This is a genomic window from Pseudomonas sp. DWP3-1-3b3, assembly GCF_049896305.1.
In the GTDB taxonomy this organism is placed as follows: Bacteria; Pseudomonadota; Gammaproteobacteria; order Pseudomonadales; family Pseudomonadaceae; genus Aquipseudomonas; species Aquipseudomonas azotoformans_A.
The window spans coordinates 236,602-260,048 of sequence record NZ_JAFCUA010000009.1 but is presented as its reverse complement, the minus strand read 5'-3'; the positions used below and the strand labels follow the sequence as shown (position 1 = coordinate 260,048).

At 61.1% G+C, this 23,447-nt stretch carries 22 protein-coding genes; 9 read left to right on the top strand and 13 right to left on the bottom strand.

The features are described from left to right. Positions 1-31: 31 nt before the first annotated feature. Positions 32-766, top strand: a complete 735-nt coding sequence (locus tag ACP7BX_RS25275; RefSeq protein WP_016975493.1) for a response regulator — start codon at positions 32-34, stop codon at positions 764-766. Between the two features lie 31 nt (positions 767-797). Further along, positions 798-2,225, top strand: a complete 1,428-nt coding sequence (locus ACP7BX_RS25270) for an ATP-binding protein (protein ID WP_161630237.1) — start codon at positions 798-800, stop codon at positions 2,223-2,225. On the opposite strand, the gene ACP7BX_RS25265 is transcribed toward ACP7BX_RS25270, so the two are convergent. After that, entirely contained in the window at positions 2,222-3,151 is a 930-nt protein-coding gene (locus ACP7BX_RS25265) for an AraC family transcriptional regulator (protein ID WP_016975491.1), read from the bottom strand. The two genes, ACP7BX_RS25270 and ACP7BX_RS25265, sit on opposite strands and share 4 nt — an antisense overlap. 328 nt (positions 3,152-3,479) lie before the next feature. On the opposite strand from ACP7BX_RS25265, the gene ACP7BX_RS25260 reads away from it, so the two are divergent. Both ACP7BX_RS25260 and ACP7BX_RS25255 read left to right on the top strand, forming a co-directional pair. Further along, entirely contained in the window at positions 3,480-3,821 is a 342-nt protein-coding gene (locus ACP7BX_RS25260; RefSeq protein WP_016975490.1) for an antibiotic biosynthesis monooxygenase family protein, read from the top strand. 42 nt (positions 3,822-3,863) lie between these two features. Beyond that, positions 3,864-4,106 (top strand): hypothetical protein, encoded by a 243-nt coding sequence (locus tag ACP7BX_RS25255; RefSeq protein ID WP_033898533.1) that lies wholly within the window; start codon positions 3,864-3,866, stop codon positions 4,104-4,106. Here ACP7BX_RS25255 and ACP7BX_RS25250 read toward each other — a convergent pair. Beyond that, positions 4,103-4,726, bottom strand: coding sequence for a flavin reductase family protein (locus ACP7BX_RS25250; protein ID WP_426132037.1), 624 nt, complete (start codon positions 4,724-4,726; stop codon positions 4,103-4,105). The genes ACP7BX_RS25255 and ACP7BX_RS25250 overlap by 4 nt on opposite strands. A gap of 159 nt (positions 4,727-4,885) precedes the next feature. Between ACP7BX_RS25250 and ACP7BX_RS25245 the strand changes: the two genes are divergently transcribed. Beyond that, the gene (locus ACP7BX_RS25245) at positions 4,886-5,641 is read left to right on the top strand and encodes a hypothetical protein (protein ID WP_426132036.1); all 756 of its coding nucleotides are present in this window, start codon (positions 4,886-4,888) and stop codon (positions 5,639-5,641) included. 112 nt (positions 5,642-5,753) lie between these two features. On the opposite strand, the gene ACP7BX_RS25240 is transcribed toward ACP7BX_RS25245, so the two are convergent. The 4 genes from ACP7BX_RS25240 to ACP7BX_RS25225 form a co-directional block, all read right to left on the bottom strand. Further along, positions 5,754-7,073: an MFS transporter gene (locus ACP7BX_RS25240; protein WP_426130841.1), complete on the bottom strand. Its 1,320-nt coding sequence runs from the start codon at positions 7,071-7,073 to the stop codon at positions 5,754-5,756. A 166-nt stretch (positions 7,074-7,239) separates the two neighbouring features. Further along, entirely contained in the window at positions 7,240-8,574 is a 1,335-nt protein-coding gene (locus ACP7BX_RS25235; protein WP_177111202.1) for a sigma-54-dependent transcriptional regulator, read from the bottom strand. Then, the gene (locus ACP7BX_RS25230) at positions 8,568-10,334 is read right to left on the bottom strand and encodes an ATP-binding protein (protein ID WP_426130966.1); all 1,767 of its coding nucleotides are present in this window, start codon (positions 10,332-10,334) and stop codon (positions 8,568-8,570) included. Before ACP7BX_RS25230 ends, ACP7BX_RS25235 begins: the two co-directional genes overlap by 7 nt. A gap of 103 nt (positions 10,335-10,437) precedes the next feature. After that, the gene (locus tag ACP7BX_RS25225; protein ID WP_016971118.1) at positions 10,438-11,961 is read right to left on the bottom strand and encodes a fumarate hydratase; all 1,524 of its coding nucleotides are present in this window, start codon (positions 11,959-11,961) and stop codon (positions 10,438-10,440) included. Between the two features lie 216 nt (positions 11,962-12,177). Between ACP7BX_RS25225 and ACP7BX_RS25220 the strand changes: the two genes are divergently transcribed. Both ACP7BX_RS25220 and ACP7BX_RS25215 read left to right on the top strand, forming a co-directional pair. Beyond that, positions 12,178-13,110: an iron-sulfur-binding ferredoxin reductase gene (locus ACP7BX_RS25220; RefSeq protein ID WP_426130843.1), complete on the top strand. Its 933-nt coding sequence runs from the start codon at positions 12,178-12,180 to the stop codon at positions 13,108-13,110. 30 nt (positions 13,111-13,140) lie between these two features. Further along, on the top strand, positions 13,141-13,890 hold the full coding sequence (locus ACP7BX_RS25215) for an enoyl-CoA hydratase (protein ID WP_426130845.1): 750 nt from the start codon (positions 13,141-13,143) through the stop codon (positions 13,888-13,890). Positions 13,891-14,086: 196 nt separating this feature from the next. On the opposite strand, the gene pyk is transcribed toward ACP7BX_RS25215, so the two are convergent. Then, a complete protein-coding gene (gene pyk / locus ACP7BX_RS25210) occupies positions 14,087-15,538 on the bottom strand; it encodes a pyruvate kinase (RefSeq protein ID WP_177111199.1) in 1,452 nt (483 codons plus the stop codon). 173 nt (positions 15,539-15,711) lie between these two features. Here pyk and ACP7BX_RS25205 point away from each other — a divergent pair, with 173 nt between their 5' ends. Continuing rightward, positions 15,712-16,086: a hypothetical protein gene (locus ACP7BX_RS25205; RefSeq protein WP_025854787.1), complete on the top strand. Its 375-nt coding sequence runs from the start codon at positions 15,712-15,714 to the stop codon at positions 16,084-16,086. 226 nt (positions 16,087-16,312) lie between these two features. Beyond that, positions 16,313-16,672 (top strand): PilZ domain-containing protein, encoded by a 360-nt coding sequence (locus tag ACP7BX_RS25200; RefSeq protein WP_016975477.1) that lies wholly within the window; start codon positions 16,313-16,315, stop codon positions 16,670-16,672. Positions 16,673-16,696: 24 nt separating this feature from the next. Here the strand turns inward: ACP7BX_RS25200 and ACP7BX_RS25195 are convergent, their stop codons facing one another. The 6 genes from ACP7BX_RS25195 to ACP7BX_RS25170 are packed head-to-tail and all read right to left on the bottom strand — an operon-like array spanning position 16,697 to position 23,382. Next, positions 16,697-18,028, bottom strand: coding sequence for a DUF58 domain-containing protein (locus tag ACP7BX_RS25195; RefSeq protein WP_426130848.1), 1,332 nt, complete (start codon positions 18,026-18,028; stop codon positions 16,697-16,699). A 7-nt stretch (positions 18,029-18,035) separates the two neighbouring features. Then, on the bottom strand, positions 18,036-19,031 hold the full coding sequence (locus tag ACP7BX_RS25190) for an AAA family ATPase (protein WP_426130850.1): 996 nt from the start codon (positions 19,029-19,031) through the stop codon (positions 18,036-18,038). After that, the gene (locus tag ACP7BX_RS25185) at positions 19,028-20,200 is read right to left on the bottom strand and encodes a DUF4350 domain-containing protein (protein ID WP_426130852.1); all 1,173 of its coding nucleotides are present in this window, start codon (positions 20,198-20,200) and stop codon (positions 19,028-19,030) included. The genes ACP7BX_RS25190 and ACP7BX_RS25185 overlap by 4 nt, the downstream gene beginning before the upstream one ends. Next, a complete protein-coding gene (locus ACP7BX_RS25180) occupies positions 20,197-21,726 on the bottom strand; it encodes a DUF4129 domain-containing protein (RefSeq protein ID WP_426130854.1) in 1,530 nt (509 codons plus the stop codon). Before ACP7BX_RS25180 ends, ACP7BX_RS25185 begins: the two co-directional genes overlap by 4 nt. Continuing rightward, positions 21,713-22,693, bottom strand: coding sequence for a stage II sporulation protein M (locus ACP7BX_RS25175; RefSeq protein ID WP_426130856.1), 981 nt, complete (start codon positions 22,691-22,693; stop codon positions 21,713-21,715). The genes ACP7BX_RS25180 and ACP7BX_RS25175 overlap by 14 nt, the downstream gene beginning before the upstream one ends. After that, the gene (locus tag ACP7BX_RS25170) at positions 22,690-23,382 is read right to left on the bottom strand and encodes an RDD family protein (protein WP_426130858.1); all 693 of its coding nucleotides are present in this window, start codon (positions 23,380-23,382) and stop codon (positions 22,690-22,692) included. Before ACP7BX_RS25170 ends, ACP7BX_RS25175 begins: the two co-directional genes overlap by 4 nt. Positions 23,383-23,447: the final 65 nt, after the last annotated feature.

Here is a 23,447-nt window from a genome sequence, read left to right as displayed (position 1 = left end):
AAGAACACCCCATAACAACAAGGAGGACCCCGTGAGCGTAATCAGTAAATCGATTCTCCTCGTCGACGACGACCAGGAAATCCGCGAATTGCTGCAGACCTACCTCAGTCGCGCCGGTTTCCAGGTGCGTGGCGTGCCGGATGGCGCGGGGTTCCGCCAGGCAATGAACGAGGCGCCGTGCGACCTGGTCATCCTTGATGTGATGTTGCCGGACGAAGACGGTTTCAGCCTTTGCCGCTGGATCCGCCAGCACCCGCGCCAGGCGCAGGTGCCGATCATCATGCTCACCGCCAGTTCCGACGAGGCCGACCGCGTGATCGGCCTGGAGCTGGGCGCCGACGACTACATCGGCAAGCCTTTCAGTCCCCGCGAGTTGCAGGCGCGGATCAAAGCCTTGTTGCGTCGCTGCCAGTTTGGCCAGGAACGCAGCAGTGGTGGCGAAGTGTTGGTGTTTGATGAATGGCGCCTGGATATGATCAGCCACCGCCTGTTCCATGTGGACGGTGAAGAAGTGATCCTTTCCGGGGCCGATTTCGCGCTGCTCAAATTGTTTCTCGACCACCCGCAACAGATCCTCGACCGCGACACCATCGGCAACGCCACCCGTGGCCGTGACCTGATGCCGCTGGACCGTATCGTCGACATGGCCGTCAGCCGCTTGCGCCAACGCCTGCGCGACACTGAAAAACCCCCGAGGCTGATCCGTACCGTGCGCGGCAGCGGTTATCAACTGGCAGCCAGCGTGGTTGCCGGCAATGCCCACTGAACATCTGACTGAGCGTCGCCGCCGCTTCCCGGTGCCCCGTTCTTTGCTGGGGCGCATGCTGCTGCTGACGCTGCTGGCAGTGTTGTTTGCCCAGGCGCTGTCCAGCGTGATCTGGGTCTCGCAGTTGCGCGCCACCCAGCTCGAAGGCCTGGTCACCAGCGCCCGCAGCCTGGCGCATTCGATGACCGCCAGCGTGAGTTATTTCCGTTCGTTGCCGGTGGCCTACCGTCCGTTGGTCCTCGATCAATTGCGCAGCATGGGCGGCACGCGTTTTGTCGTGACCCTCAATGATCGCCCCTTGGACATGGCCATCCTGCCGCAGACCCCGCGTAAGCAGGCCGTGCTTGAAGCGGTCGATGAAGTGCTGAAACAAACCCTCGGCGCCGATGTGCATATCTCGGTGGAGTTCGTCAGCGCCGAAGACCTGCGTATCTTCAACGCCGGCCTGAAGCTCGATGAGCTGCCGCGTTCATGGGCCCACTACGCGTTGACCCTGGAACCGGTAAATCCGCCGGTGCTGGTCACTCAGATCCAGCTCGCGCCCGGCGAATGGCTGTACATCGCCTCGCTACTACCCGAGCCCTACACCAGTCTGGAAGAACAAGGCCTGCCGTCCCAGCAGGTGTGGTTTATCGTGCTGACCAGCGGTTTCCTGTTGCTGTTCATCGGCCTGCTGGTGCACTGGCAAAGTCGCCCTCTCAAGCGATTGGCGCGGGCCGCGCGGGACATGTCGCTGGGCGCCGACGTAGAGCCGGTGGCCGAAGGTGGCGGCAGCGAAGTGGTGGAAGTGGGTCGTGCGTTCAATGCCATGCGCGAGCGCATCAGCCGTTACCTGACCGAGCGCAGCCAGTTGTTCAGCGCGATTTCCCACGACTTGCGCACACCGATCACCCGTCTGCGCCTGCGTGTGGAATTGCTGGAAGACGAGAACCTGCAAACCAAGTTCGGTCGCGACCTGGATGAGCTGGAGTTGTTGGTGAAGGGCGCGCTGCAATGCGTGAAAGACACGGATATCCACGAAAACATCGAACCGGTCGACCTGAACCATGTGCTCGACTGCCTGGTGGAACCGTACCTGGCGCCGAACGGCAATGGTCGCGTGACCCAGCATGGCCGGGCGTTGACGACGTATCCGGGCAAGCCGCTGGCGCTCAAGCGTTGCATCGGCAACCTGATCGACAACGCATTGAAGTACGGGCAGAACGCCCATCTGCGCATCGAAGACGACGGCGTGGAATTTATCCTGCATGTGGATGACGAAGGCCCCGGCGTACCCGAGCAACGCCTGGAGCAAGTCTTCGAACCGCACTTCCGCCTGGCCGGGCAGCAACAGGGCTATGGCTTGGGGTTGGGGATTGCGCGCAACATTGCCCACAGCCATGGCGGCGAAGTGAGTTTGCAGAATTTGCGTGAGGGTGGGTTGCGGGTGACCCTGCAACTGCCGCGCACGCTCGACTAAATGCTCTGGCGCAGCCGGGCCAAATCTCTGAGGGGGGGCGCCCCAAACAACCGACTGTACTCGCGGCTGAACTGCGACGGGCTTTCATACCCCACGCGATACCCGGCCGCCGACGCTTCCAACCCTTCGGCGATCATCAACCGCCGCGCTTCCTGCAAGCGCAGTTGCTTCTGGTACTGCAACGGGCTCATGGCGGTGATCGCCTTGAAGCGGTGGTGCAAGGTCGAGACGCTGAGGTTCACTTCCTTGGCCAGGTCGTCGATGCGCAGCGGTTGCTCGTAGTTGCCGTTCAACCACTTGATCGCCTGGCTGACCCGATGGCTCTGACTGTTGGCCACGGCGATTTCATACAGGCGATAACCCTGGGGACCCCGCAACAGGCGATAAAGAATTTCGCGGTTGATCAGCGGCGCCAGCATGGCGATGTCTTTGGGCGAGTCCAGCAGGCGCGCCAGGCGCAGCACGGCGTCGAGCAGTTGGCCGTCGATACGGTCGACATACATGCCACGGGACGTCGGACGCGACGGCACGCCCATCGGGCCTGCTTCCGCGATCAAGGCCGTCAGCTGCGCCGGGTCGATATTGATGCGCACCGACAGGTTCGGGTCTTCCGGGGTGGCCTCGATGATCCGCCCAGCCACCGGCATCGCCACCGAGAACACCAGGTAATTGAGTGGGTCGTAGGCAAAGATCTCGTCAGCCAGGCGCACTTCCTTGCTGCCGCTGGCCAGGATGCACAGGGCGGGCTCCACCAACACCGGCATGAAGTCACGCGGCGTGTTGTGGCGGTTCAGGAACAAGGTGGTGATGGCGGTACCGTAGGAGCCGTCCTCCCAGGTATGCCGGTGCACGATGCTGGCCAGTTCGGCGCGCTGCTTTTCCATCTCGGCATCGAGGGGGATGGCTTTATGTTCGGGCGACGACATGGAGCGTCCTCTACTGGCTACTTCGATGGGCTCAGCTTAGCGGCGGCTTTTCAAAAAGTGTTACGTCGATTCTGCACAATCCTTGCCTGATCCTGCGGCGCATCGTGAATCAGGCAATCGCAGCGCCTGTCATCTCCCTGAAACAAGGCGTTGGCCAATGGAATAAAACAGCTGCGCCAGACGTCCTCTCTACGCTTCTCGCAGGATTGTGCAATAAGCCGACAGGAATTGACTAACCGCGCTCGCATTCGCGCCGTTATCTTTGATCCTGTGGCAACACGCCCTCACAGTGCTTGCCGAGCATCACTTCTCAACGGGAGAGTCGAACATGTCCACCCCCATTCCCGCGAGCCATATGGCCTTTATCCGCGCCCGCACCGGGTGCAGCACCGAACTCGGTGCACGCTTGAGCAGTTTGATCGAACCGGGCCGTCAGGCTCAGGGTTGCCTGCAATTCTCGTTGCAGCATTCCCAGGTCGATCCCGATGTATGGCTGGTCTCGGGCTTCTGGAGCAGCGAGCAGGCGATGAGTGCCTACTTCAATTCTCCGGCCTTGATGATCTTTACCGAGCTGTTGAACGACATGGTGGTCCGCAGCATGGACTTCCAGACCTTTACCGATGCATCCGCCGCCCACGCCTACGGCGAGTACCTGCAACTGGCCGGTTGAGGGTTAGAATGGCCAACTTTTCCATTGGCCAGGACCTGCAACATGGCACGTAAACAATTTGCCCACCACGAAGCCGTTTCCGCCGTAGTACCGGGGGAGGGTGGCTACAGCGCCGCCGTCGCCGTCAAGGCACTGGATGGCATGGGCGCACCGCGCTTTCACAAGATCCTTGATGGCCAGACGTTCAAGACCGCCTCCGACGCCGACGATGCGGCCACCCTGCAACTGGAGCGGTTGGTCGATGTCGACGAAGAAGGTCAGTTGGCATGGGCGGCTGAATCCTAAGCCTTGGGTCGATGCATCTTGAACAGGGCCTCAGGGCCCAACTGGAAGTAATCCGCCGGGCCGCCACCGCGCAAAATCGGCTCGGCGGCGGCGGTGTCATAGATGCCGTCCTTGAGCAGCCACTTGGCAATGTGCACCGCGACCACCTCGCCGAGCACCAGCCAGCTCGGCACTAATGCTTTGTCGGCGCGCTGAAGCTGGATGATCTGCGTCACCTTGCATTCGAACGACACCGGGCTCTCGCGCACTCGTGGCACGCCCACGATCTTCGAAGCCACCGGCGTCAGGCCGGACAATTCGAACTCATTCACCTCGGGTGATACCGGGGCGCAACTCTGGTTCATCTGCTCGGCCAGCGGGCGGGTCGCCAGGTTCCACACAAACTCGCCGGTCTGTTCGATGTTGTTCAGGCTGTCTTTGCGCCCGACACTGGAAAACCCGATGATCGGCGGAATGTAGTTGAACGCATTGAAAAAACTGTAGGGCGCCAGGTTCAGGCGGCCTTGGCTGTCGTGGGACGAAATCCAGCCAATGGGCCGGGGGCCGACGATGGCATTGAACGGGTCATGGGGCAGGCCGTGGCCGTTGGCGGGTTCGTAGAAATGGATATCGTCAGGCATGGCCGATGTTCCTGCAGTGGGCGTCGATGAAGTGGCCATACTATGGAATTTTCATTCATCGCCCACCTATTTTTCACAGCTCCACCGTCAGTCTGCGCCCAATGTCGACCGCCCAATCAGTCGGCCTATTGAGAGACTGCGCTTCGGAGCCTTGCCCCTATGAATAAACTTCCTCAGATCACCCTGGCGTTCTGGGTCATGAAAATCTGTGCAACCACCCTGGGCGAGACCGCCGGGGATTTGCTGTCGATGACCCTGGATGTCGGTTACGCCATCAGTTCGATGATGCTGATCAGCGTGTTCCTGCTCACCCTGGTGACGCAGCTGCGCTCGAAAACCTATAACCCGGTGCTGTACTGGATCGTGATCTTGTCCACCAGCACGGCGGGCACCACCATGTCGGACTTCATGGATCGCACCCTGGGCCTGGGTTATGCGACGGGGTCGATGATCCTGATCGTGATCCTGATGATCATTTTCGCGCTCTGGCACCTCAGTGGCGATTCGCTGAACGTGAACAAGGTGCAGACCTTCCGGGGCGAGCTGTTCTACTGGATGGCGATCCTGTTTTCCAACACCTTGGGGACCGCGTTGGGTGATTTCCTGGCGGACGACTCCGGGCTGGGTTTTGCCGGGGGCGCGTTGTTGGTCGGCTCAACCATCGCCGCGGTGGTTGCGCTCAAGTACTTCACGCAGATTTCGTCGGTGTTGTTGTTCTGGGTGGCGTTTGTATTGACGCGGCCATTCGGTGCAACGCTGGGGGACTTCCTCACCAAGCCCCATGAAAAGGGCGGATTGGACTTTGGCACGGTGGGTTCGTCGGCGGTGTTGGCGGGTGTGTTGCTGGTGATGATTGTGGGCGCTTCGTATGCGCAGCGGCGGTATGGCGCTATCAACCAGACGCTGCAGAACTAAATGTGGGAGCGGGCTTGCTCGCGAATACGGAGTATCAGCCACCGGAAACATTGACTGATCCACCGCATTCGCGAGCAAGCCCGCTCCCACAGTTTTATACCGCGATAGGCTGTTAATCAGTGGTGATGCGTGAATGCTTGCGCGTGTCCTTCATGGTCACATAGACCACCAGCGACACTGCAATACAAGCAGTTACATACCAGTAGTAGCCGGTTTCCATGCCGATGCTCTTGAACCACAGCGCGATGTATTCAGCGGTGCCGCCGAAGATCGAGACGGTCAGGGCGTACGGCAGGCCCACGCCCAGGGCGCGGATTTCGGTGGGGAACAGCTCGGCCTTCACCACGGCGTTGATCGAGGTGTAGCCGCTGACGATGATCAGCGCCGCCATGATCAGGAAGAACGCACCCCACCAGCTCTGGATGGTGTGCAGGGTGGTGAGGATCGGCACGGTGAACAGCGTGCCAAGGATGCCGAAGGCGATCAGGATCGGACGACGGCCGACTTTGTCCGACAGCCCGCCGACGATGGGTTGCAAGCACATGAACAGGAACAGCGTCGCCGCCGAGATGGTGGTGGAGTCGGAAATGCTCATGCCGACCGTGTTCACCAGGTATTTCTGCATGTAGGTGGTGTAGGTGTAGAAGGCGAGGGTGCCGCCCATGGTCAGGCCGACCACGGTCAGTAGCTCCTTGGGATGGCGCATCAAGGTGCGCATTGCGCTTTCCTTGGCTTTTTCCTTCTTGGTGAACGACTCGGTTTCTTCCATGCCACGACGAAGGTACAGCGCGACGACTGCGCACAGTGCGCCGATGGCGAACGGGATACGCCAGCCCCACGCGTACAGCTGCTCGGTGGTCAGCAGTTGTTGCAGCACGATCAGCACGGCCAAAGCGATGAGCTGGCCGGAGATCAGGGTCACGTATTGGAAGCTGGAGTAGAAACCACGACGTTCCTTGGTTGCCATCTCGCTGAGGTAAGTGGCGGAGGTGCCGTATTCGCCGCCGACCGACAGCCCCTGCAGCAAACGGGCGAACACCAGCAGGATCGGCGCACCGATACCAATCATTTCATAGCTGGGGCTCAGGGCAATCAGCAGCGAGCCGAAGCACATCAGGTAGACCGAGGCCATCAGGGCTTTTTTACGCCCGACCTTGTCGGCATACAGGCCCATCAGCCAGCCACCGATCGGGCGCATCAGGAAGCCCACGGCGAAGATTGCGGCGGTGTTGAGCAGTTGAGCGGTGGTGTCGCCTTTCGGGAAGAAGGTCTTGGCGAAGTACAACGAGAAGGCGGCGTAGACGTACCAGTCGTACCACTCGACCATATTGCCGACGGAACCACTGAAAATCGATTTGATGCGGCTGGAGGTAGTGCGCTCTTTCGTCGGCGCGGCCGCCGACCCCAGAGGCAGGGCGTTGGAGTTATCCATTGAAGGATCCTTCATCTAGTTGTTTTTATGGAGCGGCGCGTGCGCAGCCTGGCTCGAGCTATAGCAGGAGCTGTGCCAGGTGGATGAAGGCCCGGAATAGAAGGGTTGCAGGATTTTTTTGAGCGGAAAGCCGCTGATGATTTTCAGGTGATGAGCGGAAATCCGCTCATTCGTCCTTCAGGAACATGTCGCGGGCGAGGCCGTGGCGCTGCATCTTTTCATTGAAGGTACGGCGTGGCAGTTGCAGCTCGGCCAGCACCGCCTTGATATCACCCTTGTGCCGGGTCAGCGCGGCTTTCAGGCAGTGGGCTTCGAAGGCCTCCTGCTGCGCGGCCAGGGATTGCCCGGCCTCGATGCCTTCCGGTTCCGGCTCGCCAAGGCCGAGTACCTGGCGTTCGGCGACGTTGGCCAGTTCGCGGACATTGCCCGGCCAGTCGTGGCTGAGCAGGCGCCCCAGTTGCGCGCCGCTCAGGGGCTCGACGCTGCGGCCCAGGCGCTCGGCGGCACTCTGTGCAAAGTGGTCGAACAGCAGCGGGATATCTTCGCGGCGTTCACGCAAGGGAGGCAGGCGCAATTGGGCGACGTTCAAGCGATAGGCCAGGTCTTCGCGAAAGCGCCCGGCGCGGGCCTCTTCCAGCAGGTCCGGCTTGGTCGCGGCGATGATGCGCAGGTCGACGTGGATACTTTGGTTGGAGCCCAATCTTTCAAGCTTCTGTTCCTGCAACACGCGCAGCAGCTTCACCTGTTGGGCCAGCGGCATGCTTTCGATTTCGTCGAGGAACAGCGTGCCACCATGGGCATATTCCAGTTTGCCGATGCGCTTGCCCTGGGCGCCGGTAAACGCGCCGCTTTCGTGGCCGAACAGCTCGGCTTCAAACAACTGCTCGGGGATGGCGGCGCAGTTGAGCGCGACAAAGGGTTTCTTCGACCGTGGGCCAAAATCATGCAGGCAACGGGCGACCATTTCCTTGCCACTGCCGGTCTCGCCACGGATCAGCACGTTGACCGGCAGGCTGGCCAGGTCCAGCACCTGGCGGCGCAAGGTTTGCAAACCACGCGACACACCCAGCAGGGTCGTTTCCAACTGCGCCCGATGATCGGCCTGCTGGTGCAGGCGTCGGTTTTCCAGGATCAGCCCACGTTTGTCCAAGGCTCGGCGCAGGCTGTTGAGCAGGGCGTCGGGGCTGAAGGGTTTTTCCAAAAAGTCGTAGGCACCGTCGCGCATGGCCTCAACCGCCATCGGCACATCACCGTGGCCGGTGAGCAGGATGACCGGTAAGTCGGCATCGCGACGTTGCACTTCGGCCAGCAGTTCGAGGCCGCTGAGTCCGGGCATGCGCACATCGCTGAGGATCACGCCGGGGAAATCCTTGGGCAGCTGCGCCAGGCAGGCCTCGGCACGGCTGAATAGCTGCACCTCAAAACCCGACAGGCTCAGCCATTGCTCGACGGCCGTGCGGATGCTGGCTTCGTCATCGACCACAATCACCGCGTTCAACATAGGTCGGGCGTCTCCAGCGCGATAGGCAGGGTCAGGGTGAACACCGCGCCGTCGCCGCGATTGCTCGCGATCAGGCGCCCGCCCAATTCGTGCACGATAGCGTAGGACACCGCCAGCCCCAAGCCGAGCCCGTCGCCCACGGGCTTGGTGGTGAAGAACGGGTCGAACACGCTGTTCAGATGTTCTTCGGCAATCCCGCCGCCGCTGTCGCTGACGGTCAGCTTCCACAGCTGTTGGTCGGCATGCAGGCGGATTTCCAGGCGTTTGCGCGGTTTATCGGCCATGGCATCGAGGGCGTTGCGCAACAGGTTGATCAGCACCTGCTCCAGGCGGATCGCATCGCCGCGCACCCAGGCGGGGCGGGTCAGGTCCAGCACCACGCCGATGGATTCATCGCGCAGGCGCGCATCGAGCAAGTGCAGGGACTGGTCGACCACGGTGGCCAGGTCCAGGCGTTCACGCAGGCCGCTCGGGCTTTTGCGCGCGAAGGTCTTGAGGTGGCCGGTGAGGGCGGCCATGCGCGTGAGCATGTCGTCCAGTGGCGTGAGCGCCTGGTAGGCGTCGTCGACACGACCATGATCCAGCAGCAGGCGCAACGTGGCCAACTGCATGCGCTGGGCAGTGAGTGGCTGATTGATTTCGTGGGCGAGGGCGGCGGACATCTGTCCCAGCGCTGCGAGCTTGGCCGATTGCACCAGGCCATCCTGGGCCGTGCGCAGCGCCTGGGTGCGTTCTTCCACCAGTTGCTCAAGCTCTTCGCGACTGCGCTGGCGCAAGCGGGCCAGGCGCCAGCGCTGGGTCAGGAACAGCACCAGGAACACCAGCGCCAGCCAGGAACCGGCGGCGGCCAACCCGGCGTTGCGCTGATCTTCAAAGGCGAACTGCGGCTTGCGCAGCAGGTGCAGGGTCCAGCCTTCGGCCTTCAGCGGCAGGGATTCCCAGATGTAATTGGCACTGCCATCCGGACCGTTGACGCGCATCAAATGGCTGTTTTCGTCGAAGCGTTGCAGGGTGCTGGTTTCGAGTGCCTGCAGTTGTTTTTTGTCGTACTGGCGAGTGGCCTTGAGCTCGGCCAGGTCGCTGGCCGACAACGGTCGCAGGTTGCGGTAACGCCAGCCGGGTTGATTGGCGATGAACACGATGCCACGTGCATCGCTGACCAGCAGCAGGTCATTGCCCTGGGCCCATTCGCGCTCAAGTTCGGGGAATTCGAGTTTCACGACCATCGCGCCAAGGAACTGCTCGTGTTCATCCACCACGGCACTGGAGAGAAAGTACCCGGGGATGCCGGTCGTCACGCCCACCGCATAGAAGCGCCCGGTGCCCTGGCTCAAGGTCTGGCTGAAGTAGGGGCGAAACGCGTAGTTGTGCCCCACATAACTGCTCGGCAGGTTCCAGTTGCTGGCGGCCACGGCCAGGCCGGTGCGGTCCATCAATTCCAAGGTGGACGACTGCGCCGCGCCGTTGATGCGCTCCAGCTTGCGGTTGAGCAGATCCTGGGTCGCGGTATCCAGCGGGCCCTTCAAGGCATTGATCATCTCCGAGTCCAGCGCCAGCACCGCAGGCAGGGCGCGGTAGCGTTCGATCAGGGTATGCAGCGAGTTGGCGTACAGCGCGAGCTGCTGATTGGCACGGGCGGCGTCGTCCACCAGCGCCTGGCGTTCGGCATGGCGCGTGGCCCAGGCTGCGGCCAGTAGCGCGCCGGCGATGATCAGCAGGGAATAGAAGGTCAGGCGCAGGGGGCGAGGGATCACGATCATACGGTGAGGGGCAGGCACGGTAAGGGAGTGCACCATACCATGTGCCATAAAAAAGGCGACTGGGCCATGGCCGCAGTCGCCTTTATGTTTGCAGGGGAAGCGCTTACTGCACTTCTACCGCCAGGCTTTCACTGATCTTTTTCTGCCAGATGGCAGGACCGGTGATGTGCACGGATTCGCCTTTGCTGTCGACAGCAACGGTAACCGGCATGTCCTTCACGTCGAACTCGTAGATCGCTTCCATGCCCAGCTCGGCGAACGCCACCACGCGCGACTTCTTAATGGCTTGCGCCACCAGGTAAGCAGCGCCGCCCACGGCCATCAGGTACACGGCCTTGTGGTCCTTGATCGCTTCGATCGCAGTCGGGCCGCGCTCGGATTTGCCGATCATGCCCAACAGGCCGGTTTGTTCGAGGATCTGACGGGTGAACTTGTCCATCCGCGTCGCGGTGGTCGGGCCGGCTGGGCCAACCACTTCTTCGCGCACCGGATCAACCGGGCCGACGTAGTAGATGAAGCGACCTTTCAGATCAACCGGCAGGGTTTCGCCCTTGTTCAGCATCTCGACCATGCGCTTGTGCGCGGCGTCGCGACCGGTGAGCATCTTGCCGTTGAGCAATACGGTTTCGCCCGGCTGCCAGCTCTGCACTTCTTCCGGGGTCAGGGTGTCGAGGTTGACGCGACGGGCCGATGGGCCAGCTTCCCAGACGATTTCAGGGTAAGCGTCCAGCGGTGGCGCTTCCAGCGATGCCGGGCCCGAACCGTCGAGCACGAAGTGCGCGTGACGGGTGGCGGCGCAGTTGGGGATCATGCACACCGGCAAGGACGCGGCGTGGGTCGGGTAGTCCATGATCTTCACGTCGAGCACGGTGGTCAGGCCACCCAGACCCTGGGCGCCGATGCCCAGTTGGTTGACCTTCTCGAACAGCTCCAGGCGCATCTCTTCGATACGGTTCTGTGGGCCGCGCTTTTTCAGCTCGTGGATGTCGATGGACTCCATCAACACTTCTTTGGCCATGACGGCGGCTTTTTCGGCGGTGCCGCCGATGCCGATGCCGAGCATGCCCGGTGGGCACCAGCCGGCGCCCATGGTCGGAACGGTCTTCAATACCCAGTCAACGATCGAGTCGGACGGGTTGAGCATGGCCATTTTCGACTTGTTCTCGGAACCGCCACCCTTGGCCGCCACGTCCACTTCCACGGTGTTACCCGGAACGATGGAGTAGTGGATGACCGCCGGGGTGTTGTCCTTGGTGTTTTTGCGCGCGCCTGCCGGGTCGGCCAGGATGGAAGCACGCAGGACGTTTTCCGGCAGGTTGTAGGCGCGACGCACGCCTTCGTTGATCATGTCGTCCAGGCCCATGGTGGCGCCATCCCAACGCACGTCCATGCCCACGCGCACGAACACGGTAACGATACCGGTGTCCTGGCAGATCGGGCGATGGCCGGTGGCGCACATGCGCGAGTTGATCAGGATCTGGGCGATGGAGTCACGGGCCGCTGGCGATTCTTCGCGCAGGTAGGCTTCGTGCATGGCCTGGATGAAATCCACGGGGTGGTAGTAGGAAATGAATTGCAGGGCGTCGGCAACGCTCTGAATCAGGTCGTCTTGCTTGATCACGGTCATGAGTCGCGCTCCTCTATAAGGGAACATTCAATAAAGGTGGCTTCAGTGTTGCATCGGTCGGCTGAAGCCACCTTTCCAAGGCACGCCAAAATGGTGCAGGCGCGACGCTAAAAAGGCGCGGCAGTATAACCCGGCTCGGTGGCCGATACACCCGACTATGGTCAAACTGTCGCAGGCATGATTCCCTGTGCGCGCCCCTTGTGATTGAGCCCTTATATGCCTGAACTCTACGTCGGCGAACGCCATTGGTCGGTATCTTCCGGCAGCAACCTGCTGGATGCCTTGAACCAGGCCGGTGTGGCCGTGCCCTACAGTTGCCGCGCCGGCAGTTGCCATGCGTGCCTGGTGCGATGCCTGGGGGAGGTCGAGGACAAGCAGCCCGAGGCCTTGAGCCCGGCGCAACGCCAGGACGGCTGGCGCTTGGCGTGCCAGTGCCAGGTGAGCGGGGACCTGCGCGTTGAAACCTTTGACCCGGCGCGTGACGGGTTGCCGGCCCAGGTGCTGAGTGTGGATTGGTTGAGCCCGAGCGTGCTGCGTCTGCGTCTGCAACCCGAGCGTGGCTTGCGCTACCGGGCCGGGCAGCATCTGGTGTTGTGGGCGGGACAAGTGGCGCGGCCCTATTCCCTGGCGAGCTTGCCCCAGGATGACCCATTCCTGGAGTTTCACCTCGATTGCCGTCTGCCTGGCGAATTCAGTGATCTTGCCCGCCAGTTGCAGCTGGGCGACCGTCTGCGCCTGGGCGAATTGCGCGGTGGCGCGCTGCAATACGACCCTGACTGGCAAAGCCGGCCGTTGTGGCTGCTGGCGTCCGGCACCGGCCTTGGCCCGCTTTGGGGCGTGTTGCGTGAGGCCTTGCGCCAGGATCATCAGGGCGACATCCGCGTGATTCACCTCGCCCATGATGCGGGTGGGCATTACCTGGCCGAACCCCTGGCGCAACTGGCGGCACAGCATCCCAACGTGACGGTGGAGCTGTGGACGGCGGCGCAGGCGACCCAGGCATTGGCGCAACTGCGGCTTGTTTCGCGGCAAACTCTGGCTTTACTCTGCGGGCACCCGGCCAGTGTCGAGGCGTTTTCCAAGCGTCTGTTCCTGGCGGGACTGCCGCGCAATCAACTGCTGGCCGATGTGTTCCTGCCCCGTGGTTGAGCGCTGAATTCTACAGCCGCGAGATTCGCCATGACCGATGCCATCCTGCAACACCGCGAACGCGGGTTGCTGACCTTGCAGCTCAATCGCCCCGACAAGAAAAACGCCCTGACCCGCGCCATGTACACGCAACTGGCCGAGGCACTGGAACAGGCCGATGCGGATGAGGCCATCCGCTGCGTGCTGATCCAGGGCAGCAGTGACTGTTTCACCGCCGGCAACGACATTGGCGATTTTCTTGAACAGCCGCCCAGCGATCTCGACAGCCCACCGTTTTACTTCATGAAAAGCCTGCTCAACTGCCGTAAACCGGTGATTGCCGCCGTGGCGGGCTCTGCGGTGGGTATTGGCACGACCCTGCTGCTGCATTGCGACCTGGTCTACATCAGCCGTGATGCGCGGCTGCGCATGCCATTCGTCAACCTGGGGCTGTGTCCGGAGTTTGGGTCGAGCCTGATCCTGCCGAGGTTGTTGGGGCACGCGAAGGCTGCGGAATTATTGCTGCTGGGCGAAGGCTTTACCGGCGAGCAGGCGGCAGCCTGGGGGATTGCTACCGAGGCGCTGGGCAGCGGGGAGGCGGCGTTGGCCAAGGCGCGGGAAATGGCCGAGCGCTTTGAGACCTTGGCGCCGGGGGCTGTGCAGGTGACCAAGCAATTGATGAAGAGCGTTGACCGTGAGCAATTGCGCCAGGTGATTGAGGAAGAGGGGGCGCTGTTTACCCAGCGGTTGAGGTCGCCGGAGGCGGTTGCGGCGTTGTCGGCTTTTATCACTCGGCGATGAAGCTTTGGTGATTGGTCTGGCCTCTTCGCGGGCAAGCCCGCTCCCACATTCGACCGAGTTCCTTCAGGATGTACGCGGTTAACTGTGGGAGCGGGCTTGCCCGCGAAGGGGCCCTCCAAGCCAACACATCAATCGGTTTTAAATGCAAAAAGCCCCGCCATTCACAGGGCGGGGCTTTTGTTTTTCAGCCTGTCACTCAGACCTGCGGGTCGCCCACGTGCAGGATCTTCATGCCATTGGTGCCACCGGTGGTGTGGTAGCTGTCGCCCTTGGTCAGGATGACCCAGTCGCCTTTCTCTACGACACCACGTTTGACCAGCTCGTCGATCGCCTTCTGGCTGACTTCGTTCGGTGCCAGCGAGGCCGGGTCGAACGGAATGGTGTACACGCCACGGAACATCGCAGCGCGAGCCTGGGCTTCGCGGTGCGGGGTGAACGCGTAGATCGGCACCGAGGAGCGGATGCGCGACATGATCAACGGCGTGTAGCCACTTTCGGTCAGCGCGATGATCGCCTTCACACCGGGGAAGTGGTTCGCGGTGTACATGGCCGCCAGCGCGATGCTCTGGTCGCAGCTTTCGAACTCTTTGCCGATGCGGTGGCTGGAAGTCTTGCTGGTTGGGTGCTTTTCAGCGCCGAGGCAGATACGCGCCATGGCTTGCACAGCTTCCAGCGGGTACGGGCCAGCGGCGCTTTCGGCCGAGAGCATCACGGCGTCGGTGTAGTCGAGCACGGCGTTGGCCACGTCGGACACTTCGGCGCGGGTCGGCATCGGGTTCTGGATCATCGACTCCATCATCTGGGTCGCCACGATCACCGCTTTGTTGTGACGGCGTGCGTGCAGGATGATCTTCTTCTGGATACCGATCAGCTCGGCGTCACCGATTTCCACACCCAGGTCGCCACGGGCAACCATCACTGCGTCGGAAGCCTTGATCAGGCCGTCGAGGGTTTCGTCATCGGCCACGGCTTCGGCGCGTTCGATCTTCGCCACCAGCCAGGCAGTACCACCGGCCTCGTCGCGCAGTTTACGGGCGTATTCCATGTCGGCGGCGTCGCGCGGGAAGGACACGGCGAGGTAGTCCACTTCCATTTCGGCGGCGAGCTTGATGTCGGCCTTGTCTTTTTCGGTCAGGGCCGGTGCGGTCAAGCCACCGCCACGACGGTTGATGCCTTTGTGGTCGGACAGCGGGCCGCCGATGATCACGGTGCAGTGCAGTTCAGTCGGGGTAGCGGTGTCGACGCGCATCACGACGCGACCGTCATCTAGCAACAGCTCGTCGCCGACGCCGCAGTCCTTGACCAGGTCCGGGTAGTCGATACCCACGACTTGCTGGTTGCCTTCGGTCAGCGGGTGGCTGGTGGAGAAGGTGAATTGATCACCGATCTTCAGCTCGATCCGCTTGTTGGCGAATTTGGCGATACGGATTTTCGGGCCTTGCAGGTCACCCAGCAGTGCGACGAAGCGGCCGTGCTTGGCGGCCAGGTCACGCACCAGCTTGGCGCGAGCCTTGTGCTCGTCCGGGGTGCCGTGGGAGAAGTTCAGACGGGCAACGTCCAAACCAGCCAGAATCAGCTGTTCGAGGACTTCCGGCGAGTTGCTGGCCGGGCCAAGGGTGGCGACGATTTTGGTACGACGGACGGACATGCACAGACTCCTGAGTTCAAGCGCTGAGGAAGGCTACTATGCTCTTTCGTTGTAGTCATTGTTCGTTTGCACTACTTATCGACGATTGACTTGTTTTCGTTGCGGCTGAATACGAACATCCTTGAAGATTTTCGACGGGGGGTCGATACACTGCACAAGACAGGAGAACCCTCATGCGAATTTTGCTCATTGCTGCCCTGGCCGTCAGTGTTGTCGGCTGCACCCGCTGGTCGATGGACCATCATCTGAACAATGCCTACCGCGCCTACAAGGTCGGTGACTGCGAACGCGTTACCCTGGAATTGTCCCAGGTCGACCGTGAAAGTCGCACCCGACGTTATGTACAGCCGGAAGTCTCGATGTTGCGCGGCCAGTGCCTGGAACGGCAGAAACTGTTCGTCGACGCGGTACAGACTTATCAATTCATCATCAATCAATACCCGTCGAGTGAGTACGCCTACCGTGCCCGCGCAAGGCTCGACACCCTGCAACAACTGGGGCATTACCCCGGCGCAAGCGTCGCGCAACCGCGTCCAGCGTCCTTGTGATGATCTTCGTCATTCAATAACTGGCCCGTCGCCAGTCTTGGGCTATCCTTTGAATGTTCGTTTGTATAAGTTTCTATGCAAATGGATGGGAGGCCCTGACTGGGTGGCTGTCTAGCGACAGGCAATTGCCTGTTGTCGCACCGAGATCCAGGGAGCGTGGGCGATTAACGCCCGTTCCGAATCACTGGCACGGCCGCAGTCATGGCCACTGGATGGCGATCTCACCATGTTTACCGACCGACGGATCGAGCGGCATCAGCTTCCTTATTTCCTGCAAGTGTTTAATCGTCTCACCGACAAGCCCATCGGCTTTTTGGGCAATGTCTCGGAAGATGGGCTGATGTTGATCAGCCAATTGCCCATGATGGTCGACGTGGACTTCGAGTTGCGCTTGAAGATTCCAGGCGCTGACGACACTTTCCACCCCATTGATCTCACGGTGACCTGTCTGTGGAGCCATGAGGACATCAACCCGCAACACTACGATTCCGGCTTCAGAGTGCTCCAGGCACCCGAGGAATATGGGCAGTTGATCAACGTCTTGTTGAATTACTTCAGCTTTGATCCGTTGCAGGCTTCGGCGTAGATGAAGAGCGTTGGCGCGCCCTTATCAGAGCACGCCGGCTTTCTTCCACCCCAGGTAACGTGTGACCAAGGCCGGTCCCAGTTCAGACGGTAAAGTGTCCAGTAGGGACAGGCCTTGGGCGCGCAGTCGGTCATGCAGTTCGTTACGGGTATTCAGGTAGTCGATGGTGCCGCTGTAGGCCAAGGCTTCGGGCAAGGTTTGCACGGGGGCTTGGCGCAGTTGATCAAGGGCTTCCTCACGTAAACTGGCCACCAGCACCCTGTGATGGCGGCTGATGCGATTGACGGCCGTCAGCAGTGTTTCATCATCCTCATCCCGCAGGTTGGTTATCACGATCACCAAAGCGCGTCGTTTTTGCCGAGCCAGCAGTTGGCTTGCTGCAGCCTGATAATCGGCAGCCCGCCGAGTGGTATCAAGGTCGTATACCGCGTTGAGCAACAGATTCAACTGGCTACTGCTTTTGACTGGCGCCAAGTAACGTGGCTGGTCTCCGGCAAAGGTGCACAGCCCTACCGCATCACCCTGGCGCAACGCGACATAGCTGAGCAGCAGGCAGGCATTCAGGGCATGGTCAAAGTGGGACAGTTCGTCATCCTGGCTGCGCATGCGGCGGCCGCAATCGAGCATGAACACGATCTGTTGGTCACGCTCATCCTGGTATTCACGGGCGATGGGTGTGCGTTGCCGGGCGGTAGCCTTCCAGTCGATCTGCCGCAGGCTGTCACCCTCGCGAAACTCACGCAACTGGTGAAACTCCAGTCCCAAGCCGCGGCGCTGCCGTTGGCGTACACCCAGTTGGCTCAGCCAGTTATCCACACCCTGCAGTTGAGCACCATAGAGACGGGCGAAATCCGGATAGACGCGGGTGGTATCGCTCACGTCGATCAGTCGCCGAGCTGACCACAGGCCCATGGGGCTGGGCAGGAGAATTTCACAGCGGTTGAAACTGAAATGACCACGCCTCAAGGGGCGAAGGCGATAACCCAGTTCACTGTGTTCACCAGGGCGCAGGTCTATGGATTGGGGCATGTGCTCCACCGACAGCCCATCAGGGACATGATCGAACACCTGCACGCTCAGTGTCTGCGGGAAGTCATGCTCGAGAACCAGGCGTATTTCCCCCCAGCGGCCCAGTGCCAGGCTTCCGGGCATTTGCCGCTGCACGCGGGGCGAAGGGCGGCTACGCAGACGCATCGCATCCAGCAGCGCGAGCAGTAACAGCGCCAGTAGCAGACCCCACGCGATGGAGTGCAAGGTGTCGGGCACCTTGAACTGCAACGCTGCCGCAATTCCCAGCAGGATGTCCAAGCCCAGCAATACGCCAAGCCAGTTCAGCAGCAGACGGGTCGGTTTCATGGGCGATTCATTGCCGAGGTGCCGGGATCTGGTCGAGCAGTTGCTTGAGCACCTGGTCGACCTCCAGCCCGTCGATATCCAGCTCTGGCGCGATGCGTACCCGATGGCGCAGCACTGCCAGCGCGCAACCCTTGATATCGTCCGGGGTGACGAACTCACCACCGCGCAACAGGGAGCGGGCACGTGCGCCACGTACCAGGTCGATGGAAGCGCGTGGGCCAGCGCCGATGGCCAACCCCGGCCAACTGCGCGTAGCGCGCGCCAGCCGTACGGCATAGTCGAGCACTTGTTCGTCGAGTGCCAGTTCACTGGCTATCTGCTGAAGCGACAGCACATCTTCGGCCAGCAGTACCGTACGCAAGGGTTGTACATCCAGCATATCGGCCCGAGACGAGCGGGTGACTTCACGCACCATGTCCAGTTCTTGCTGCGCGTCGGGGTAATCCATGCGCACCTTGAGCATGAAGCGATCCAGCTCCGCTTCCGGCAGCGGGTAAGTACCTTCCTGTTCAATAGGGTTCTGGGTCGCCAGCACCATGAACGGTTGACCGATGGGCAACGCCTCGCCTTCGAGGGTGACTTGCCGCTCCTGCATGGCTTCGAGCAAGGCTGCCTGGGTCTTGGCCGGGGCACGGTTGATTTCGTCGGCCAGCAACAAATGGGTGAACACCGGCCCTTTGCGCAACTTGAACTGTTCAGTGTGCAGGTCATACACGGCGTGGCCGGTGACATCGCTGGGCATCAGGTCCGGGGTGAATTGAATACGCGCGAAATCCCCCTCAAAGCAACGTGCCAGGGCACGCACCAGCAGAGTTTTCCCCAGCCCCGGCACGCCTTCGAGCAGCACATGGCCGCCGGCGATCAGCGCGGTCAGGACATCGTCGATCACCGGGTCCTGGCCAATCACCGCCTTGCGCAATTCCGTACGCAGGTCCTGGGCTTGCCTGCTGGCACGTTGCAGGGTTTCGCTGGTCAGGGCAGTGGCGCTTGGAAGTTCGCTCATAGGGCATTCCTGAGGGTTTGCAGGCACGCGACCTGCCGGCTGAAATCGGCACTGGAAAGCCGTTTCTGCGGGAGTGGGTCAAGGACCTGGCTGATGACATGAAGGGGTTGGCGCGTCAGGTGTTCAAGCACCCGGCACTGTGCTGCACTGTCGAGGTGTTCAAAACCGGGGTGACGGTGCCGGGCCGCGCGCAGAATATCGCGCTGCAAAGCATGCAGCAGCGTGCCCTGGCCGCTGCGGCGCAGCAGGAAGTCGGCACTGGCTTTAAGGTGTTCCTGCAATTGGCGGCGAGCATTGGAGGTTGGAGATCGAGTCGGGCCTTGACGCATACCGGCCCGCCACAGTGCCAGGGCGATCAGCGAAATAAGTGCGATCAGGGCCTGGGGAAAATACCGCATCAGTAACGTGAACAGGTCGTCGAAGTCACTGTTGAACAACAGGGTCACGGCCGTGCCCTGATTCAGGTACCACAGCAGCCAGGCATTGTCCTGCTTGCCGATGTTCGGGGTTTTCCACAGGTCACTGTCGGTGATCACTGTGACGCTGCCTTCCCCGAGGTCGAGTTGCATCAGGTGGCTCGACCTTGAGCTGTTGGCGGAAAATTGGGCCTGGTGCCTAGGGTCGGTAAGATTGAAATCCGTGTCGAAACTGAAGTACGCCGAGGCGGTTTCATTGTCGACGTAGAGTTTGGTGAGGTCCTGGCTTTTGTTTTTAAGGGGCTTTTTGCTGGAAGGCGCAGGTTCCTCAGGTTCGTCACTCAAGGTCTGATGGATATGCAAGCGATCGAGCAGCAGGTCGCCACTTTTGCCGGTCTCCTCATCCCACAACGCCTCGGCCACCAGCAACAGATGACCGCCGGATTTGGCCCAGCTCAGCAGTTGCTCTACCTGGCGGGGTGACATGTTGCTGCGCTCGCCGAGCAGCAACAGGCTGTTGCCCTTGCCCGGTAGGGCAGTCAGCCGCTCCAGGCTGTTGGCGTGCTCAACGGTCACGCCTTGTTGGCGTAGAAAGTGTTCGGCTGCCAAGTAGGGGTTGGCCAAGGCTTCTGGAGAAGGGCCACGATCCACCACCTCGTCGTAGGGAATTGCCTTGGTCCACGCGTAGAAGGCACCGGCTCCAAACACGCATGCCAACAATAATAGCCCCACCCACAATAACGACCGGTTCATTGATTGCTCCCCGGGTTGAACAGGGTGCGCCAATCACTGCACAGTTTTTGCTGGGCTGAGGGGGGAGGCAGGTGATGGCCGTAGGCAAGGTTCTGCCAGTGTTGGGTCAACTCATCGCTGAAAGCCAGCAGCTGCGGTTGTTGCAACCGTTGAACCCGCTCCAGGACCTGGCCTTCGGTATCAGCGCTTTTCAGCGGCACATTGAAATCATGCAACAGCCGACTGAGCAGGCCTCGATACAGTAGGCCAAGGGCTTCCCTGGGATGGGTGGCCCACAAATGCTCGGCGGCACTGGCCACATCGTCGGGCAACGTCTGCGTGTCCAGTTCAAGGCCGAACAGTTGCGTGGGAACGGGGCCACCAACCTTGATCGTGTGAGGCCCGCGCCGACTGACAAAGGTGCGCAACCACTCACGATAACGCCACGCCAGCAGGAACAGGGCGCCGATCAGAAGCCCCCACAACAGCACCTCCAAGCCCAGCGCGATCGACTTGAAAGTATTGCTGTTGAAGTTATCCAACAGCGCCTTCAGCCAGTCTGGAAGCTTGCCGTCGCTGTGAGCTTTGCTTTTAACCGACGGATTTTCTTCGCCAAAGCGATAGCGCGTGACGGTTTCCGGGTTCTTGAAGGGAGGCTTGTCCAGCAGGGACTGGACAGATTGGCTTGCGCTCTGAGTGCTCAGGGGTTTTGAGGGGCTGGACGCTTCTGCCATGACTGGCGCGCTGAATGGCAGCAGCGTCAGCCCGATCATCAGCAACAGCAGCGGCGCCACATTGCTCAGGCGTTGACGGAGGCGACGGAAGACTAACTCCAGGTCCCAGGCCTCCAATACGGTACGGCGGTTGAGGTAGAGGCTGAAACCGCAGGCGACATAGATGGGTTCCCAAAACACCAGGATCAAGGCGTAGAAGGCGTTGCCCAAATGTTCCAGCCATAACCCTTCCGAGCTTGTCGCCAGTACCAGGCGCTGCCAATCCCAATCCATCTCGACGTTTTGGGGAATGAAGAGGTAGAAGAGTGCCATGCAACCGAACCACAAGCCGATCTCCAGGTGCACCCCAATGGTGGTCAACCAGCGTGCGGCCCCGGCATTACGTTGCTGCAGTACACCCAGGCGTTTTTGGCGTGCGGGCCCATCCAGGCCTTCGAGCTGGCTGACCGGCATCACAAAGCTGCGGCTCAGACTGAACCGGCGCCAGGTCAGGCTGGCCAACAGTTGACCCTTGAGCAGGCGCGGCCACTGACGAACGGCCTGCTTGATGCTGGGTGTTTCGCCAAACAGGGCCTTGGACAAGATATACAAGGGGAGGCGATCAAAGGCCGGCTTGAGCCACCAGAACAGGAACATCGCGGTGGACGGGTACTTCCACAACAGTGCCGTAAGCACGGCGAACACTGGCAGCGTCACCAACGCCCAACTGCCCATCAACAGCAGGCGATGCTCACGGGCCATCAACACGCCAAGATCCATCGCCTCCCAGGCAGTACGTGGGCGGATTACCACGCTGGCATCACTGAGGCGCATGGCGAGTCCTTCCGGCAAGGCTCAAGTAAGCGACTACCAGCAGCCACAGCGTCGCGCCAACCAGGTACTTGACCCAGGGAGCTATCAGGGTGGTGGATGACCAGTACGCCTCAATGAAGGCTGCGATCAACAGGAAGAGCATGACACCGCATAACATTTGTACGCTCTTGCGCGCCGCCAGCCGCAGTGATTCGCCGCGGGTCAACTGCCCGGGAGCGATCAGCGCCCAGCCCAGTTGCAAACCTGCGGCACCGGCGAGGGCGATGGCCGTCAGCTCGAAGGCACCATGCCCGATCACGAATGACCAGAAGGTCTGCCCGTAGCCGATTTCGGTCAGATGCCCGGAGACCGCACCGATGACCAGGCCGTTGAAAATCAGGTAGAACACGCTGCCCAGCCCGAACAGTAATCCGGCAGCAAAGGTCTGGAACGCGATACCGATGTTGTGCATCACGTAGTAGCCGAACATCATCCAGTCTTCGCTCGAGGCACGCTCAGCGGTGCGGCCCAGGCGGCTGGCATCAGGGTCATACATGCCCTGCATCTCGGCAACCTGCTGGGGACTGACGATGCTGTAGATCAGGTCGGGAAACAGGTAGACCAGCAACGCGATACCCACCAGGCTGCCAAAGAACAGCAGGCTCGCTACCAGCACGAAACGCCACTGTTCCCGCACTAACCGGGGAAAATCGGCAAGTACGAAACTCAGCACATTTGCCGTCAATTGGCTGCGATGGCGGTAGAGTTGTTGATGGCCGCGCAAGGCCAGTTGTTGCAAGGGGTCTACCAAATAGCTGCTGTAGCCACGTTCCTGGGCCAGGGCCAGGTGCTGGCACAGGCGTCGGTACTGATGGGGGAAATCGGCCATGTCACTGGTTTTAACCTTGCCTTGTTCCAACTGTTGCAGGTGTTGGGCAAAGGCCTGCCATTGAGGCTGGTGACGGCTTTCGAAAAGACTCTGCTTCATGTTGGCCCCAACAGGCCACGGGCCACGCCGTTGAGTTGTTCCACGGCGCGGGCTGGGGACACTTGCAACGGGGTAGCGAGAATCGACGCCAACTCGTGAACGCGTTCCGTGGAAAGCTCACCCTGGCGTTCCGCAAAGCCAAGGATGGCCCGTTGTTCACTCAGCTCCAGGGCGAAGGGCAAGCGTAGGGCGGCAGCTTGAGGAATCTTGGGGCGCATGAGCGGTTGTTCCCGGTAGATCACCAGTGTACCGGCGGCCAGGTCGCCCAGGCGCTTGAAATGAGGATGCTGCAGGCAACTGATCGCGCCCAGGAAGTAACCGAAGGGCAGCATGTCGACAAACCGCAGCAGATTACGGGTCAGTGACGCGGACCAGCCGACCGGGGTGCCGTCATCGTGTACAACACGTAATCCCATGACTTGCTTGCCGGGCGAACAACCCTGGTTGAGCACCTCGAACAGCACCATGTACCACCAACTGATCAGGAACAGCAGCAGCGAGCCCAGGCCGATGCCAACATTGCCAAGTAAGGCCAATGGCACCAGCAGAACGCCCATCACCACCCCGCGCAACCCCAGGTCGAAGGCAAAGGCCAGCGCACGTGGCATCAGGCCAGCGGGGCGCAGCGGCAGGTCGATGCCCTCCGGGGTTTCGATCTGGTAGCGGGTATCCAACGGGGCTGACGGCATCGCGATCCTTGGCAGTGCAGAGTGGCTGGGAGACACGGATGCTAGCAGTGTCGGCGATGGAAGCA